Below are 17,087 nucleotides of genomic sequence, written 5' to 3'. Positions count from 1 at the left end.
AATATGATTCCTATAGCCTGAGCTTGCATGAATGGCTGAAATCTTACATCAGTTACATTACCCGCCATAGGTTTAAACCTATGGCTAATAGCATAAGTCGTCTTAAGACGACTAAGCATAAACATAAATTTAGGATCGTAGTAAGCACTTCAGTGCTTAAAACAAGCTCTAAAGCGCTTACTACTGTAAAGAGAAAACTGTGATTTTTTTGTATATAAATTAAAAAAAAATTATAACTTATGTTTAAACAAATTCGTGAAAAACTATTAAAAAATCCCCCAAAATCTCACCGCATTCGCCGCACACCTACCTTACTACAAATGGAAGCAGTAGAATGTGGGGCAGCATCTCTGGGTATGATTTTAGGCTACCACAATCGCATCGTTCCCCTAGCAGAACTCCGCCAAGCTTGCGGTATCTCGCGGGATGGAAGTAAAGCCTCAAATGTGCTGAGTGCGGCTCGAAGTTATAATTTACAAGCCAAAGGCTTCAAAGTAGATTTAGCAGCTTTGCAACAAATTGCATGTCCTTATATTGTATTTTGGAATTTTAATCACTTTTTAGTAGTTGAAGGCTTTAGCAAAAAGCGCGTTTTTCTAAACGACCCGGCAACAGGACGACGCATAGTTTCGCTATCAGAATTCAGCGAGGCTTTTACCGGAGTTGTATTAGTATTTGAACCGAGTCCAGAATTTAAGAAAGGAGGACGTAAACCAAGTTTATTTTTGGCATTGTGGTCACGCTTGCAAGGGAGCATGTGGTCGCTGCTTTACTGCGTATTAGCGGGTTTTTTCCTTGTAATACCTGGGTTGGCGATGCCGACATTTTCACAAGTATTTGTCGATCAAGTCTTAATTCAAGGTCGCGAAGATTGGTTGCGATCGCTGATATTTGCAATGCTATTTACAGCATTATTAAGCGGGTTATTAACGCGATTGCAATTACAGCTATTGCGACGGATGAAAATCAAGCTGGCAATGGGAATGTCGAGTAAGTTTATCTGGCATCTTCTCCACCTTCCCGTCAGCTTTTATGACCAACGCTTTGCCGGAGAAATTAGCAGCCGAATTCAATTAAACGATCGCCTTGCAAATCTCCTCTCTGGTAAACTGGCAACAACAATAATTTCCGCTGTAATGGTGATTTTTTACGCCATTGTCATGCTGCAATACGACAAGGTGTTAACTCTGATTGGTGTCGCTTTTGTTGTCGTCAATCTGGTAGCCTTACAATGGGTAGCGCGATCGCGCGGAGATACAAATATCCGCTTGATGCAAGAACAAGGCAAAGTCAGCGGCATAGCGATCGCTGGATTGCAAAGTATGGAAACCCTGAAAGCTTGCGGTTTAGAATCAGATTTCTTTACTCGTTGGGCAGGATATTACGCAAAAGCAATTAATGTCCGGCAAGATATGGACAGCTTAAATCAGGGGTTAGGGATCTTACCCGCGTTTTTGTCTGGCATTACCTCAATGCTATTAATCGTTGTTGGGGGATTGCGCGTCATGGATGGTGCTTTGACTATCGGGATGCTGGTAGCATTTCAATCTTTAATGCAGCAGTTTATGCAACCTGTGAATCAACTTATCAGTTTAGGCGGCGATTTACAAGAACTCGAAGGAAACTTAAATCGGTTGGATGATGTTTTGCAAAATCCGACGGAAGAGGAGGGGGAGAGGGGGACAGGAGGCAGGGAGCAGGGGGCAGGGGGCAGGGGCAGTTTGTCTCTCCATCTCCCTCATCTCCCCCACTCTCCCAAACTAGAAGGATATCTGGAACTACGCGATATTACTTTTGGCTACAATCGAACTGCACCGCCTTTGATTGAGAATTTTAGTCTTTCGGTTAAACCGGGACAGCGAGTGGCACTGGTGGGCGGTAGCGGTTCCGGAAAATCAACGATCGCTAAACTTGTGGCTGGGTTATACGAACCTTGGTCTGGTTCAATGTACTTGGATGGACAAGTGCGATCGCAAATTCCGCATCAGGTGTTGGTAAATTCGATTGCAACCATAGAACAAGATATTACGCTGTTTGCTGGTAGCGTCCGCGGCAACTTGACTTTGTGGGATACGACTATACCTGATAGTAACTTGATGCAAGCTTGCCGTGATGCTGCCGTGCATGAAATTGTGCGATCGCTTCCCGGTGGATACAATGCAGACTTGTTAGAAGGTGCAACCAATTTGAGTGGGGGACAGCGACAGCGGTTAGAAATTGCCCGCGCTTTAGTTAATAACCCCTCAATTTTGCTGATGGATGAAGCTACAAGTGCATTGGACGCAGAGACGGAAAAAATTATTGATCAAAATTTACGGTTGCGGGGTTGTACTTGCTTGATTGTGGCGCATCGCTTGAGTACAATTCGCGATTGCGATGAAATTATTGTTCTCAATCGGGGTAAGGTTGTACAACGCGGCACTCATGATGAATTGCGGCAAATTGAAGGCTTTTATTTAGAGTTAATTAAAAGTGAGGGCGGAATTTTAGAGTAATTTGATGGGCGATTTGGTTAGATTTTCAACTTTTTCAACAAGTCGGGAATCTAGCAATCCTTCACAAGCGCAATTTTGCTTTGTTTGAGTATCATATTAACAATTATTGCATAAATTGTGCCTAGTCCAAAATACTGATATATCTAGCTAATAGAGCGCATCTGCATATCCATGAAGAACCAACAAAGTTTGCTCCCGCTTTTATTATGCAGTTTTCTAGCACTTCCAAATTCACCAGTAATAGCTCAAATTACCCCTGATAATACCCTTGGAGCAGAAAGTTCACGTCTCACACCCAATGCTTTAATTAATGGTGGAAACGCAGATAAAATTGAAGGTGGCGCTCAAAGAGGGAGCAATCTTTTTCATAGTTTCAGTCAGTTGAATGTTGGTAATGGGCAAAGAGTGTATTTTGGCAATCCGTCTGGGGTAGAAAATATATTGACGCGGGTAACAGGTGGAAATGCCTCAAATATTTTCGGGACTTTGGGTGTTGATGGTGCGGCAAATTTGTTTTTAATTAATCCCAATGGTATTTTGTTTGGGCAGAATGGCGTCACCGTGGTCGGGTAGCAGGACTATATCGCTATAATCCCGCCCCCTCAGAACCGGACGTGCGCCTTTCAACGCATCCGGCTCAAGCAAGTCATTAACTACTCACTGTTCCAGAATGTATTTGCTGATGGCAGTACAGATGTACGAGTTGTAGGTTGCCGTAATTGTCACCACCACCCTGAGATTTTGGCTTTTTATGATGAAGATGTAACTCTTCATCATTTAATAGCGATTCCCCGCAGACAGGACAGACATATTGTTGCTTTTGAGCTATCTTCTGTCTACTTTTGATTAATTCGGATTTAGTTTTAGCTTCTTGCCGTTTAATCCAGTAGTCCCTTAATTTGGGGTCATCGGGTGATGATTTACCTTTAACAAGAATGTGCCTTTCAATCTTGAACCAAGCAAATTTCAACATATAGGCTCCGGTTTGTTTATTACCAAAAACCCATCGGTCAAATGGTCTATCAAGATTTAGATTTCCCCAGTATTTAGCCTTACGCCAGCTATCGGATTTATTTCGATGAGTACGTTTGGCATACATTTTCTGTTTCTCATATAACCAGTGGTCAAGAGAATTGAAAATTTTTGAGGATACTCCAACTCGGAAGTAATTCGCTTGTCCCCGAATAATCGGATTAAGCTTTTTAATGACTGCATCTACTGACTTACCTTTACAGTTAAGCCATTCATAACGCAGCTTACTCCGAATATTTAGCACAGACTTTTTACTAGGTTTGATTAACAGCTTCCATCCAGTTTTAGTAGTTTGGTCTTTGTAGTGTCTGATATTGAAACCCAAAAAGTCAAACCCTTCTGTGAGATGCGATATTTTGGTTTTTTCCTGGGAGAGAGTAAGCCCTCTGGCTTGCATCCAATCATTCAGGATTTGAACAACAGTTTTTGCATCTTCAAGTGTTTCACAGAACACTACAAAATCATCGGCGAACCTCACCAAAGCTCTAGATGCACGGAGTTCTCCGTCAAAGTTATATTTAACTCCCAGAGCAGATTCCATACCGTGCAAAGCTATATTAGCTAACAACGGACTGACAACAGACCCTTGCGGTGTACCAGCATCTGTAGGATGCCATGAACCCGCTTCCATATATCCTGCTAGTAGCCACTGTTTAATTAATTCACGGGCTGGAAAGCCTGTTAAAAGCTCTAGCAGAAAATTATGCGAAATGTTGTCAAAACATCCTTGAATGTCTGCATCTACCACCCATTTCTTCCGTTTATTTGGACGAGCAAAGTTGTAGATACTAGCAATAGCATCATGGGGGCTACGTCCTGGTCGGAAACCGTAACTAGACCTTTCAAAAATTGCTTCCCATTCGGGTTCTAAGGCATTTTTAACCATTGCCTGGATGGTACGATCTTGTATTACTGGAATTCCTAAAGGTCGTTTCTTCCCATTAGCTTTTGGGATGTAAATTCGTCGTGCTGGTGATGATTTCCAGGGAGAATAATCAGTTAATTTATCTACTAACTGACCCCTGGCAGTAGCAGTTTTGACTACTATTTTATCTATTCCTGGTGTGTTTCGACCTCTGTTATACTGCGTCACTTTTCTAACGCTAATTAGGCGATTAGAATAGCTGCGTAGCATCAGTTTCTGGAGAGAGCGTACCTTTTTTAAGTTGCCCTCAGTTTTTGCCCTAAAGATTCGCTGTCTCAAATTCCGAACAATCCGATTGGCTTTGCGCCAATTAACACAATTCCAATCAGTCTGTCCCTTGGTTCGGTTTACAGTTGCCTGCATCTAACTTACACCTCGGTTTGAAATCATTACAACGGATATTGGTTGACTCACCTGCTTCCCGTCAGCACCTTTTCAGGTTAGACATCTGCCCTATCCACCGGGTTATGGATTCCCCTTGCCTTTCGGCTGGTGGCTTTCGCTTCTGGAAGCATCCTTGACCCACTGAAGAATTCGGCTTTCCTTACGGATTGCTTACTGGGTATAATCCCAGACTCCATTGGGGTTACTACGTTACGCACGGATGAGATTTAATTGGGTAGGGTGTCCTTTCTACACCGGAGTGTTTGGTGTCCCAGTTCAACCAAATTGGGGAGTTGAACCTTGACTGAATAATTTTGGGGTATTCAGTGCTTTACTCGTATCACCGTGTCAGCCTTTTCGATGACCTTTTCTTACGATGCCTCAACAAGGATTCATTTACATTCACCCATCCAATCTTTCCTTTGCCCGGTTACATTTTTAGGCTAAATGCTTCCTTGGGCTTTACTTTCCGCTTCACACATCACCGTTACCAGTGGTGCATGGGAAGGTTAGGAACAGTCCTGGACACTGGACTGGAGGAATCGGTTCCTCACTCATCTTTTGGAAGCTTTGTATATAGGGGCTTCCAGCCCTTCGTGCGCCGTCGTGTCGCACCCAAAACGGGAAAATTGTACGCTAAGGCTGAAAGTGCGATTCGTTAGCTAGAAACTAGAGCCTGTAAAGGTTTCAGAGGATTAGCTGCTAGGTAATGATCACAGAACCTTGACAACTGAATGACCATGAGGGTGAAAACCCCTCCCTCCAGGTGCAGGAGTGAAAGCATACAGAACACGGTAAAAAAACTGTGTCCCCTACGGTAGAGGATAGCCTACCAATCCGTAAAGCGGGGGTAAAAAATGGCTCCACTGACAAGCCTATGTTGGTGTCCATTGAGCAAAGTACCCATGAGTAAATCTCAGGATTGAAGGTGTGTTTGAATCATCGTGATTAGCACCCAGCGAAATAAGGCTTCCGATATTTTCTATCGGGTCACGCTGGAACCAAAATGGTGAAGGATAAGGAATTGGCAATTTTTCAGTTGACCAATAAGCACTTCCTATAAACCCGGTGAAGAGCATCACTCTAAAGGTACATAGTATGGTCATTCGGAACGAAGTAACCCCTTGTTAGCTCTTAGTAAGTCGATTGCTAAGTAGGTGCTAACCAGATGCAGCGAGTGGGTGAGATTGAGTAAGAAGCTACTCCCTTCCTGCCAGAAGACTCCCTAAACTGTAAGATAGTAATTTACATATTACATAAATCTAGCTGAGGTTAGTACTTAATAGAGTTTATACTCAATAAAGACTGTGAATTAGGCAAAGGGGGTGTCCGGGAAGGGAGATGGCTATGGCCGTTTGTTCATACCTGTACTATAGGGCGATCGCTAATTACTTCCTTTGTCTCATTGGACTTTTTATAATAAAAACTAAGATATTCCATCACATTAACGCTCAATAGGATTTTCAGTTTTCTCTATGGCTAACCGCACATTCCGACTAGAAGTATGCCAATTAGATTTAGATTTGTGGCAAAAGTTATACTATCTACATCAAAAAGAATATCAACGACAACGATTATGGGCAATTAAATATTTATATGAAGGACAAAGTAGAGAAGAGGTAACACAATTGGTTAATTGTTCATATAAAACTTTATCAAATTGGATAGATAAGTTTATCTCTGGAGGATTATCAGAATTATTAAAACCAATAAAACATCAAGTAAAGACCAGATTAAGCAGGGAACAAAAACAAGAATTAAAAAGGATGATTTTAGAACAAAAACCTATCAAATATGGAATAGATAGAAATATTTGGACAGGAGAAATTTTAAGTAATGTAATTAAATATCGATGGAACATTGAATTGAAATCAGCCCGAATTTATGAAATTTTAGCAGAATTAAACTTATCTTACCAAAAAGCTCATCGAGACTATGCTAACGCAGATAAAGAGCAACAGAAACAATTTGTATCTACTTTAAAAAAAAACTGGAGTGCCGAGAAGAGAAGGAGAAAATAGTATTTTTTGATGAATTTGCAGTTTATGAGCGCCCAAGTATTTTTTACGGTTGGGGTGAAAAAAATACTCGTCCTCAAGTACCAAGTAATGAAAAGAAACGTCGAAATAAATTAAATGGAATGCTCTGTGTAGATGCGGTTACGGGTGAAGAATACTTAAAATTAAAAGAAAAATCCAAGTCGGAAGATGTGTCTAGTTATTTGGCTGAACTAATTAGCGATTGTATTGAGCAGGGTGTTCAAAAACTTAGTGTGATTTTAGATAATAACTCAACTCATAAGCAAAAAATGCAAACATATTTACAATCTCATTTATCCGATTTGAATATTCAAGATAAAATTCATGTAGAATTTTTCTATACTCCTCCCTATTCACCAAATTTTAATTTAGTAGAATATCTTATACACCTTTTACGAGTTCAACTTTTACATCATCTTCCCATCAATGTCAATATTCAACAAATACGAGAAAAGCTAGAAGCTTATTTTCAAAATTTCCAACTTCAGACAGCAGAACAAATCCAAAATATTATTAAACACATTTATGCTTTAGTTTTGTAATCTCCCATCGTTGAAGAAGAGTCTTTTTTGCCACCAATAAAGAAGTTAATTAGTGACAGTCTGAACGGACACCCCAGGTGATCGCTCGCTCTTATGGCTATTCAGCGCGATCGCCTAATCTAATTTAAAGGTAGTGTTAAGTATAAATTTACCCAAATATCAACCTCAGCTAGATTTATGTAATATGTAAATTACTATCTTACAGTTTAGGGAGTCTTCTGGCAGGAAGGGAGTAATGCCTGTGTGTAATGTACAGGATATGCAAACGTACTCACGATGATTTGGAATGTGGAGATTTAAGTAGCAATAAATGACCGATACGAGTTTTAAGACTACGGTGGAGTGGAATCAAACGAACTGGCGAAAGTTAGAACGGGTGGTTTTTAAGTTGCAAAAGAGAATCTACAAAGCCTCGATTCGTGGTGATGTAAAAGCAGTTCGCAGACTTCAAAAAACGTTGATGAAGTCCTGGTCTGGAAAAATGTTAGCAGTTAGAAGGGTAACTCAAGACAACCAAGGAAAGAATACGGCTGGGATAGATGGGGTTAAATCCCAGCCCTTTCAACGCGAACAAATGAACTATTTAGGGCTTGCTGAAAAACTCAATAAAAAGCCATAGGAGGATTAGTAAAATATTCAAGCAAGGGTCTTGAATAAGTTTGTATTATATTGCATCAGTCAAACTATTATTTTTCCTAATAAAAGACTGTAAAAAAGGCGCAGTTTTCAAAAATTGACATAAAAAAGCGTAAAAAAGCCGTGATAAATGAGTAGAAAGATTCATTACTAAAAAAGTAATAGCAATTGCAGTTAGAGAAGTGTGAGAAAGTTTTGCCATCACTCGACCCAGGCTAAATCTTCTTTTAGCTTGTCCAAATTTTCCCTCAATAGAATTACGAATCCTCTCGTCATCTTTGGCTTGTTTCTTTTTTTCTTTACTAACATTCTTCTGAGGTCTTCCCAGAGGAGATCCACTGATTCTAATACCTCTTAGAGCACACCAAGCTCGGTTTTCCCTTGTGCGATAAATTTTATCAACATGGACAGATTCTGGATAAAATCCGGTGTAGTCTTTGAATGCTTCTACTTGTGTTTTAAAATCTCCTGATTCATTAAAGTTATCCCAACTAATATGGTCTAAAAATACATATCCATCGAAGCAACTAGCCGACAATTTTGCGCCAAATTCGACGGTTTTCCCGGCTTTTCCTCGTACTATTGGACGGACATGTGGTTGATTCAGACTAACAATACGGTCATCAATACTCTGTTTTTTATTTTCATACAACCATCGTTGTTGACGATAAACTTCTGCAACTACTACCAACAACTTGTACTGCCTGTTACTTAGACTTTCAATAGTTGCGCCTGAGAGACAAAGCTGATCAATATAAGATAAGTTTCTTTTAATATATTGGAGTTGTTTTTTAATTGCTTTTCTTCTTTCTTTTTGTGATACACGCCGTTTCTTCGCTACTTCTAGATAATCTCTCCTGGCTATGTCCCGATAGGTTCTTGGTTTTTTCTCTAATTGCCCCTTCCTAACTTCATAAAGAGAGTCTATAATTTGTTCTGTGTGTTTCCTTGCTTGATTTAATAGTCCTAAATCTGTGGGATAGCCGATATCAGCCGGCGCACAAGTCGCATCCAATATTAATTTTCCGCGATTTTTTGGCTCACTCTCCAGCTTCGTTAGTGGGGTTTCTGCCGCAGGTGTGGCTGACTCATTTATTTCTTTTTCTTTTTCTTCTATTTTTTTTTGAGTTGCTTGAGAAGATGTTTTGAAGAGCATCTTCTTCACCATTTCTTGATTCACTTTATTTACTAAGTCTGCACTTATTCTTTCACGAAAGTGGACTAACATTGATGCATCAAATGGAGCTTCGTTACTATAGGACGACATCCCTATAAAATACTGTAGATAAGGATTTTCCTTGATTTGCTCTACTGTCTCTCTATCGGTGATTCCCAGTTTCTCTTTAATTATTAATGCCCCCAACGCCATCCGAAAAGATTTGGCAGGTGCACCTATTTCTTGATGAAAAAATGAGGCATATTCCTCTTCAAATTCTGACCATGGTATTAGTTCTGCCATAATTACCCACCGATTATCAGAAGATAATTTGCATTCGTTGGTCAGTTCAAAATTTTCCGGTAAAATTGGAGGTTGCTCTTGTTTCCTGTACATGGGTACTAATTACACCAACTGTACTGACTATGAATGGTAGTGCAAGGGTTTTGGGTTATTGTATCCTTTTTTCTTGCACTTAACAAGACGTATAAGCTTTACAATCCGCACGGTGTTAGCTTTTTCTACATTGTCAGCAAACCCTAATTTAAATCTTTCCGAATATTTACTACTACGCAACAATAGCTTTGTTTCTACCACCGCAGGCACCGCACAAGCTGGAGGTAATGGCGGTAACATCACAATTAACACACCCTTTATCGTCGCTGTACCCAATGAAAATAGCGATATCATTGCAAACGCTTACAGTGGCAAAGGTGGTAATATTAACATTCGCGCTCGGAGTATTCTCGGTATTGAACCGCGTCCGAAACCATCAGATGCAACCAACGATATTACCGCAAGTTCAGAATTAGGAGTACAAGGACAAATCTCCATCCAACAACCCGATGTCCAGCCTACAGAAGGACTAATCGAACTACCAAATCAAGTCCTTGATGCCAGCAACCAAATTGCTCAAGATTGCGGTAGAGGTCGTAATGCCAAACCTTTAGGTGAGTTTATCGTCACCGGACGCGGCATACCACCCAATTCTCTGCAACCATTGAATGGTACAAGCAGTATTGCACCGCTGGCAACCTTGGAGAGCGATCTACCGAACACATCTCAAGCAACGATAAAAGCACCTACTCCCCCCACAGCAATCATCGAAGCACAAGGCTGGGTGAAAACTGCCGATGGTAAAATTGTTCTTGTTGCCCTAGCACCGCAAGCTACACCATCTTCGCCTCCGACAACTTCTGCATGTCCTAACCCTAGCCAGAAATAGTAATTTACAGAACTACTGTAAATATTCAATTATGCTAGCAGAAAGTAATCATCGCTTAAATTTATTTGGTGAACCATATTTTTTCAAAAGCAATGAGCCTTTGTTACTCGACAACCCAGAAACTATTTGGCTCATTAAATCTGGCAGTTTAGCACTCTTTGCCATCAACGTTCAACATGGGGTTCCCAAGGGCAAACGACGTTATTTATTTAGCGTCAAAGTGGGTGAAGCGATGTTTTCGGCAATGCTAACTTCCTCGGATGGACAGCAGCAAATTTTAGCGATCGCTCTCGAAGAAACTGAACTTTTACAACTTTCAAAATATGAGTTCTGCAATCTAATTAGGCAAGAAAAATCCGCCATTGACCAAATCCAACGCTGGGTAAATCATCTAAGTTCAACCGTATCCGAAATTACTTCGCCAACATTACCCACTCCCACAAAAGCACCAGGATGCGCCGTTTTAGCGAGTAATGAAGTGTTTCAACCGCCACATGATATAGTTGTTTGGGTAAAAGTTTTCCAGGGACAAGCAAACTTACTAGGCTTAGATGAATTAGAACTCACGTCTGATATAGTACGAATTCCGCTTTTAGGGGATCTATGGTTGCAGGCGAGGGATATCCTAGAAATTGACTCGGTAAATGCAGATATATTAGATGCTAGCAGTTTATTAGACGGTTTAAATTGCCTGCAAAGTTTTGTATTACAAGCAATTGGGCAACTCGAACAAAAAGCAATAAAAGTAGAATTAGGACGCTTAAAACAACGGGAACAACTGAATAATCAAGCGATCGCTAATACCTTAGATAACTTTGCTCATATCTTCGATGGCGAAAAAGCGAATTCTCCCCTTAAACAACCGCTAAACAATGAAGAAGCGCTACTATTTGCCGCTGGTGCAGTAGCGCGAGTTTTAGACATCACTATTAATCCCCCTGGCAATTCTTCAGAATTGCGACGCCATCGCGATCCTCTGGAGGCAATTGCCCGTGCTTCCCGCATCCGCATTCGTCGCATTACCCTGCGAGATAAATGGTGGCATCAAGACAGCGGTCCGCTACTAGCTTACACATTAGAAGATAATCGTCCAGTCGCCATATTACCAATATCTGACACCCGTTACCAAATTATCGACCCCCTGCAACAAACGCGCTCTTTATGCAATGAAAAAATTGCTGCGACTTTATCCCCCACTGCTTACACATTCTATCGCCCCTTACCAGAAAATCTTCAACCACTTAACTTGCTTGGGTTCGCATTGCGAGGACATTCCAAAGAACTTTTGACGCTGCTGTTTGCCGGAATTGCTACCACCATTATCGGTATGATTACGCCGCAAGCGATCGCCATCCTCATCGATCATGCCATACCAGACGCAGACCGAGCGCTGTTATTTCAGCTAGCATTGGGACTATTTGCAACAACGCTAGCGCAGACTTTATTTCAACTCACTCAAGGAGTTGCAATTATGCGCTTGGAAACTTTTGCAGACACTTCCACCCAAGCTGCCGTCTGGGATCGCCTTTTAAATCTCAAAGCATCATTTTTTCGTTCTTATTCAATTGGTGATTTGAGCGCTCGTGTCTCCGTCATCAGTCAAATTCGCGGCAAATTGAGCAACACTCTTTTGAAAAGTTTCTTTTCCAGCGTCTTTTCATTGCTCAATTTAGGATTACTATTTTACTACAGCATTCCTTTGGCGCTGATTGCCACATTTGTTGCTTTAATTAACGTTACAGTTACAATTATTTCTGGTATATTGACGTTACGTAAAGTCCGTCCCTTGCTCAACCTCCAAGGCAAACTCTTTGGGATGATGGTGCAAATTATCGGCGGTGTAGCAAAATTCCGCACTGCTGGAGCCGAAGCTAGAGCATTTGCTTACTGGGGAAAACAATATCAGCATCAATTGCACCTGACTTTAGATTCGCAAAGTATCGAAGATAACCTTGTGGTCGTTAACAATATCCTCTCAGCATTAACGCCGGCAGTAATTTTTGCATGTGCTACAACATTGCTGCGATCGCCTGCAAATAATGATACTTTCTCCACGGGTACTTTTTTAGCATTCAATGCTGCATTTGGTACGTTTATTAGCGGCACAACTAGCTTGAGCAGCACCGTTGTAGATATATTGGAAGTCTTACCTTTGTGGGAACGTGCCCAACCAATCCTGCAAGCCATCCCGGAAGTTGATGGTAGTAAAAGTGACCCTGGTCGATTATCTGGACGAGTCGAAATTAAAAATGTGGTATTTCGCTATCGTAACGACGGACCGCTTACTGTTGATGATGTTAGTTTACGGGCAGAAGCAGGAGAATTTATCGCTCTCGTCGGTCCTTCTGGAAGCGGTAAATCCACGTTATTTCGAATTTTGTTAGGATTTGACACTCCGGAGTCTGGCAGCATCCATTACGACGGACAGGAACTTGCTGGGTTAGATGTGAATGCAGTCCGCAGACAGTTAGGCGTTGTTTTACAAGGCAGTCGTTTGATGTCTGCGTCTATTTTGGAAAATATTTCCAGTAACGCCGTTTTGACAATGGATGAAGCCTGGGAAGCGGCAAAAATGGCGGGTTTAGCTGATGATATCGCGGCAATGCCGATGGGGATGCATACAGTAGTCAGTGAAGGTGGGACAAATCTTTCCGGGGGACAGCGACAGCGGTTATTGATTGCGCGATCGCTTGCCTTCCGTCCGCGAATTCTGCTTTTTGATGAAGCCACCAGCGCGTTAGATAACAAAACGCAAGCGATAGTTAGCAAAAGCTTAGAGAAGCTGAATGTTACTCGTATCGTTGTAGCACACCGTCTCAGCACCATTCGTAATGCCGATCGCATTTACGTTCTGCAAAATGGACGCTTAGTACAAGAGGGTAATTTTGATCAACTCGCCCACAAAGAAGGACTATTTAGTCAACTCATCCAGCGGCAGCGGCTATAATGTTTTGCTCAAGTTCAATAGCTCCTAACTATTTGGGAACGGAAAAATTCAGTACGCCTGGAAGCTACCGCTTCCGCCGCTACTAAGTTCTTTGCACACCGCTCTCAAATTTAATTTAGGAGTTAAATAAATGTCAGAACACACACTGTTTGCGATCGCTTTGTTCATTTTTATCTTCTGCGTGGAGTGCATTTTTGTGGCTGATTATCGCTCATGCATGAAAAAGCAGCAATTTAAACAACCTGCTGTTGAAAATCCTAACCAGTCACGCTCATCAAAAGTGATGCTCTCAACTGCTGAAATGCACTCCTTAACCAAATCAACAGTTGATAGAGAATGCTTTGTTGAGGTAAATAACCACCAGACTATGCCTTTTAAACAACAAGCAAATGATATTTATGGTGGTTTTGAGACATCACTCTTTTTGGATAAAAAAGGCAAGCCTCTTACTGGGGCTGCGGTTGCAGCCAGACGACAAAGGTTGGAGAAGTTGCAAAAACTAGAACAACTTTTGCTCTTGAAGAAGGACATGATTGATACAACTGTGTAACTGACAAAATGTAAACAATCCGCACTTTTATCCCCAAGTTACAGGGTGGAAATTTAATAATTATCGCGGTAATCACATTCAGTAACTAAGGGTTTGCTTGAAGGGCATATTAACCGACTCAAGATGTAGAAAAGGACATCAAGGCATTGGCAGGGATAATGAAAAATTCATTCTTTCAGTGGCTAATATTATGACAGCTAACGCTGTGTTTGTAATTTAAAACATAGCGGAAAAGTCAAAATGCTCCAAACCCTACAAACTGCTGACTTTAGTCTTACATCTCAACAACTCAAAGCTCTTGAGTTAATGAACGAATTTCTCAAAAGCACTAAAAACATTTTCCTTATCCTTGGATACGCTGGTACGGGAAAATCAACAATTATCTTTCAGTTAATAAAAATACTTATTGGTGGAGGAAAGCGAATTGCCCTGACTGCACCAACTAATAAAGCAGTGAGGGTGTTACAACGTATGGCATCAAAAAATGAGATATACGGAGTAGATTTCTTCACCATTCATCAACTCCTGGGACTTGGATTGGTAAGAAGGGGCGGCAATAAGGTTTTAGAGCAGACCGCACCTTCTATGCTCAGTTTATTTGACCTTGTTTTTCTTGACGAATGCAGTATGGTCAACAAAGAGCTTTGGCATTGGATTACTGAAAGCATCAGTCGGTCTTTAATTACAAATAAGCAACTAATCCTCATGGGCGATCCAGCCCAGTTGCCTCCTGTTGATGAAGTTAAATCGCTATCCTTCAGTGTACCTAATAAAGCGATTTTAACTGAAGTTGTTCGACAAGGTACTGATAGCCCCTTACTGGAATTTGTCACAAGTTGTAGAAAAGCAGTTAAAAGTCAAAAGGCTTTCAAACCTTTCTCAAAGTATTTGCCAGATAAGACTAATGGAGCATTCATGGTTAAAGAAAATACTTTGTTGAGATATGCGTTTAAGAAAGTCTCGAAAAATTTTACTCAAAACCCAGATTGCTTTCGGATTTTGTGCTGGACTAACAACAAAGTTGATTACTATAACTCAAAGATACGGGCAAAAATTTACGGAGAAAACGCACCTAGATTCATTGTTGGTGAAAGGCTAATTACTAGAAGTCCAGTTACGGCTCCAGATGGAAAATCTATCATTTTACCAACTTCAACAGAAATTGAAATATTGGACTTTTGTGAAGACCGATATTCTGGCTACAAAGCTTGGCAATTAAAGGTAGTGACGGATGAAAAAACAATTCGTCAAATTTACGTTTTGCATGAAGATGATACCAAAAGGTATAAGAAAGATAATGCAAAATTGTTGCGGAATGCCAAAAAGAATCCTTTCCTTTGGAAAGCCTATTACAACCATCTTGAAGTATTTGCGGACATTCGTAATTGTTATGCGCTTACTGTGCATAACAGTCAAGGCAGCACTTTTGACGAAGTGGGAATAGATGGATGTGACCTGAACAAAAACGACAAAGTTAGAGAGTGCAATCAATTGTGGTACGTCGCTGCCAGTCGTGCACGTCGTCGAGTTTTCGTTGTTCATTAACACTAATTAATTCAATTTTTGAGTTAGCGATCGCTTTCACGCATTGACCTTGGCATAATTTGCTTTTGGGTATAGGACAATCGTTACCGTGCGATCGCTACTTCTTTTTTTTTGCAAGCTGCTTACGCAGCTTTATGTCAGAATACCTGACATGAAAGAAAATGCCTAAAACACTAAAGACGCAACGTTCAAAAACCTCGAAGCCAGTTGAAACACCAATTCAGCCACAGACCGAAACTGATGAGCAACCTTTAGTAGAAACTAAAGGGATACAAATAATTTGCAGTCAGAATGACCTAAGCACAAATCTGTCACTAGTTAGTCACGCTGTTCCGCAACGTCCAACACATCCAGTGCTGGCTAATGTTCTCCTGGTCGCCGATAAAACGTTGCAGCAAGTGCATCTAACCGTATTTGACCTCAGCCTGGGAATTCAAACAAGCTTTGATGCTAAAGTCCGAACAGGAGGAGAAATTACTATCCCAGTCGAAATTTTGAGTGATATTGTTGAACGTTTTCCAAATGGCAATATCACCCTAAATAACCAAGCGGTAAAAGCAGACAAACCAGCGCAATCAGAGGAAACCGTCGAATCGTTAATTGCCACGTTGACTGCCGATTCAGGACGTTATCAGGTGCGCTGTCTTAGTGCAGAGGAATTTCCTCGCATTCCTGTAGTAACAGCGCAACAAGCCATACACCTGCCAGTAGAGACTTTAAAAGAAGGATTGCGAGGTTCCTTATTTGCCACCAGCACCGACGAAACCAAACTAATCTTGACAGGTATTCATCTAAAACTGGAGCAGGATACTTTAGAGTTTGCCGCCACAGATGGTCATCGGCTAGCAGTCCTACAAGCATCAACCCAAGGCATCGCTCCAAAGAAGAAACAGTCTAACACGACTGATGATGCACCACTGTCACTATCATTCACTGTACCCGCCAAAGCATTGCGTGAATTAGAACGCATCCTGGAAATACGTACTTCTACTGAGCCAGTGGCTTTGTACTACAAACAAGAAGAAGAAATCGTCGCTTTCCAATGGGGAAAACAACGTCTGGTCAGCCGCTGTCTAGGTGAACAGTACCCAGCTTACCCAGAACTCTTAAAACACGACTTTAAGCAACAAATAATACTCGAAAAAGTTCCCCTAGTAAAAGCCTTAGAACGGATTGCGGTACTGGCTGACAAGAAGGAAAAGACTGTCAAGCTCTACTTCAACAGTGATTTGCAACAACTTTCGCTCTTCATAGCGCGAGATTTTGGCGAAGGAGAAGAATTAATACCAGCCTGCATTTCCGGGGAAAGTTTATATATCAGCTTCAATGTCAAATATCTGCTGGACGGAGTGAAGGCAATCAAAAGCTCTGAAGTACAAATGCAACTGACTTCACCTGACGGTCCGGCAATTCTGGTTCCCTTTGGCAATCGAGACAAGCCTCATGTGCGGATAGAGGCGAAGTATTTATTAATGCCAATGTCTCAAGAATCGAAAAGCTAAATTTTCTTATTTCCACTCTTCTTTACCTCCAATGAGTCTTCAAGACTTAAAATCAGGACTTACCCACTCTCAGTAGACCGAAAAGTTTTCCAGAAACCTTACCAGTCTT

General features: G+C 41.2%; 11 protein-coding genes and 1 pseudogene. 9 read left to right on the top strand and 3 right to left on the bottom strand.

The genetic code is table 11. The features are described from left to right. Positions 1-239: 239 nt before the first annotated feature. Together TOL9009_RS0100365 and TOL9009_RS0100360 are read left to right on the top strand one after the other, a co-directional pair. A complete protein-coding gene (locus tag TOL9009_RS0100365; protein ID WP_029630395.1) occupies positions 240-2,495 on the top strand; it encodes an NHLP family bacteriocin export ABC transporter peptidase/permease/ATPase subunit in 2,256 nt (751 codons plus the stop codon). Between the two features lie 171 nt (positions 2,496-2,666). Then, positions 2,667-3,047, top strand: a pseudogene (locus tag TOL9009_RS0100360) (two-partner secretion domain-containing protein); the annotation flags it as partial. 97 nt (positions 3,048-3,144) lie between these two features. Here TOL9009_RS0100360 and ltrA read toward each other — a convergent pair. Continuing rightward, complete coding sequence (ltrA, locus tag TOL9009_RS0100355) at positions 3,145-4,815, bottom strand: group II intron reverse transcriptase/maturase (RefSeq protein ID WP_029630392.1); 1,671 nt, start codon at positions 4,813-4,815, stop codon at positions 3,145-3,147. A gap of 896 nt (positions 4,816-5,711) precedes the next feature. After that, entirely contained in the window at positions 5,712-5,942 is a 231-nt protein-coding gene (locus tag TOL9009_RS44900) for a hypothetical protein (RefSeq protein WP_144238095.1), read from the bottom strand. A gap of 369 nt (positions 5,943-6,311) precedes the next feature. Here TOL9009_RS44900 and TOL9009_RS44205 point away from each other — a divergent pair. After that, a protein-coding gene (locus tag TOL9009_RS44205) for an IS630 family transposase (RefSeq protein ID WP_144238094.1) occupies positions 6,312-7,417 on the top strand; the annotation gives its coding sequence in 2 pieces (ribosomal slippage) (positions 6,312-6,818 and positions 6,821-7,417; 1,104 coding nt in all). A gap of 310 nt (positions 7,418-7,727) precedes the next feature. Then, a complete protein-coding gene (locus tag TOL9009_RS37190) occupies positions 7,728-8,036 on the top strand; it encodes a reverse transcriptase N-terminal domain-containing protein (protein WP_051502707.1) in 309 nt (102 codons plus the stop codon). Between the two features lie 45 nt (positions 8,037-8,081). Here TOL9009_RS37190 and TOL9009_RS0100330 read toward each other — a convergent pair whose 3' ends face one another. After that, entirely contained in the window at positions 8,082-9,605 is a 1,524-nt protein-coding gene (locus tag TOL9009_RS0100330; RefSeq protein WP_029630386.1) for an IS5 family transposase, read from the bottom strand. 112 nt (positions 9,606-9,717) lie between these two features. On the opposite strand from TOL9009_RS0100330, the gene TOL9009_RS0100325 reads away from it, so the two are divergent. The 5 genes from TOL9009_RS0100325 (at position 9,718) to dnaN (ending at position 16,978) form a co-directional block, all read left to right on the top strand. After that, positions 9,718-10,434, top strand: a complete 717-nt coding sequence (locus TOL9009_RS0100325; protein ID WP_029630384.1) for an S-layer family protein — start codon at positions 9,718-9,720, stop codon at positions 10,432-10,434. 31 nt (positions 10,435-10,465) lie between these two features. Continuing rightward, a complete protein-coding gene (locus tag TOL9009_RS0100320) occupies positions 10,466-13,381 on the top strand; it encodes an NHLP bacteriocin export ABC transporter permease/ATPase subunit (RefSeq protein WP_029630383.1) in 2,916 nt (971 codons plus the stop codon). A gap of 130 nt (positions 13,382-13,511) precedes the next feature. Continuing rightward, complete coding sequence (locus tag TOL9009_RS0100315; protein ID WP_029630381.1) at positions 13,512-13,931, top strand: hypothetical protein; 420 nt, start codon at positions 13,512-13,514, stop codon at positions 13,929-13,931. 240 nt (positions 13,932-14,171) lie between these two features. Beyond that, the gene (locus tag TOL9009_RS0100310; RefSeq protein ID WP_029630379.1) at positions 14,172-15,476 is read left to right on the top strand and encodes an ATP-dependent DNA helicase; all 1,305 of its coding nucleotides are present in this window, start codon (positions 14,172-14,174) and stop codon (positions 15,474-15,476) included. 269 nt (positions 15,477-15,745) lie between these two features. Beyond that, entirely contained in the window at positions 15,746-16,978 is a 1,233-nt protein-coding gene (dnaN, locus tag TOL9009_RS0100305) for a DNA polymerase III subunit beta (protein ID WP_029630377.1), read from the top strand. Positions 16,979-17,087 lie beyond the last annotated feature (109 nt).

The sequence above is a fragment of the [Scytonema hofmanni] UTEX 2349 genome (assembly GCF_000582685.1).
Taxonomy (GTDB): Bacteria; Cyanobacteriota; Cyanobacteriia; order Cyanobacteriales; family Nostocaceae; genus Hassallia; species Hassallia hofmanni.
The sequence above is the reverse complement of the archived record's forward strand: the minus strand, read 5'-3'. Positions and strand labels throughout refer to the sequence as shown.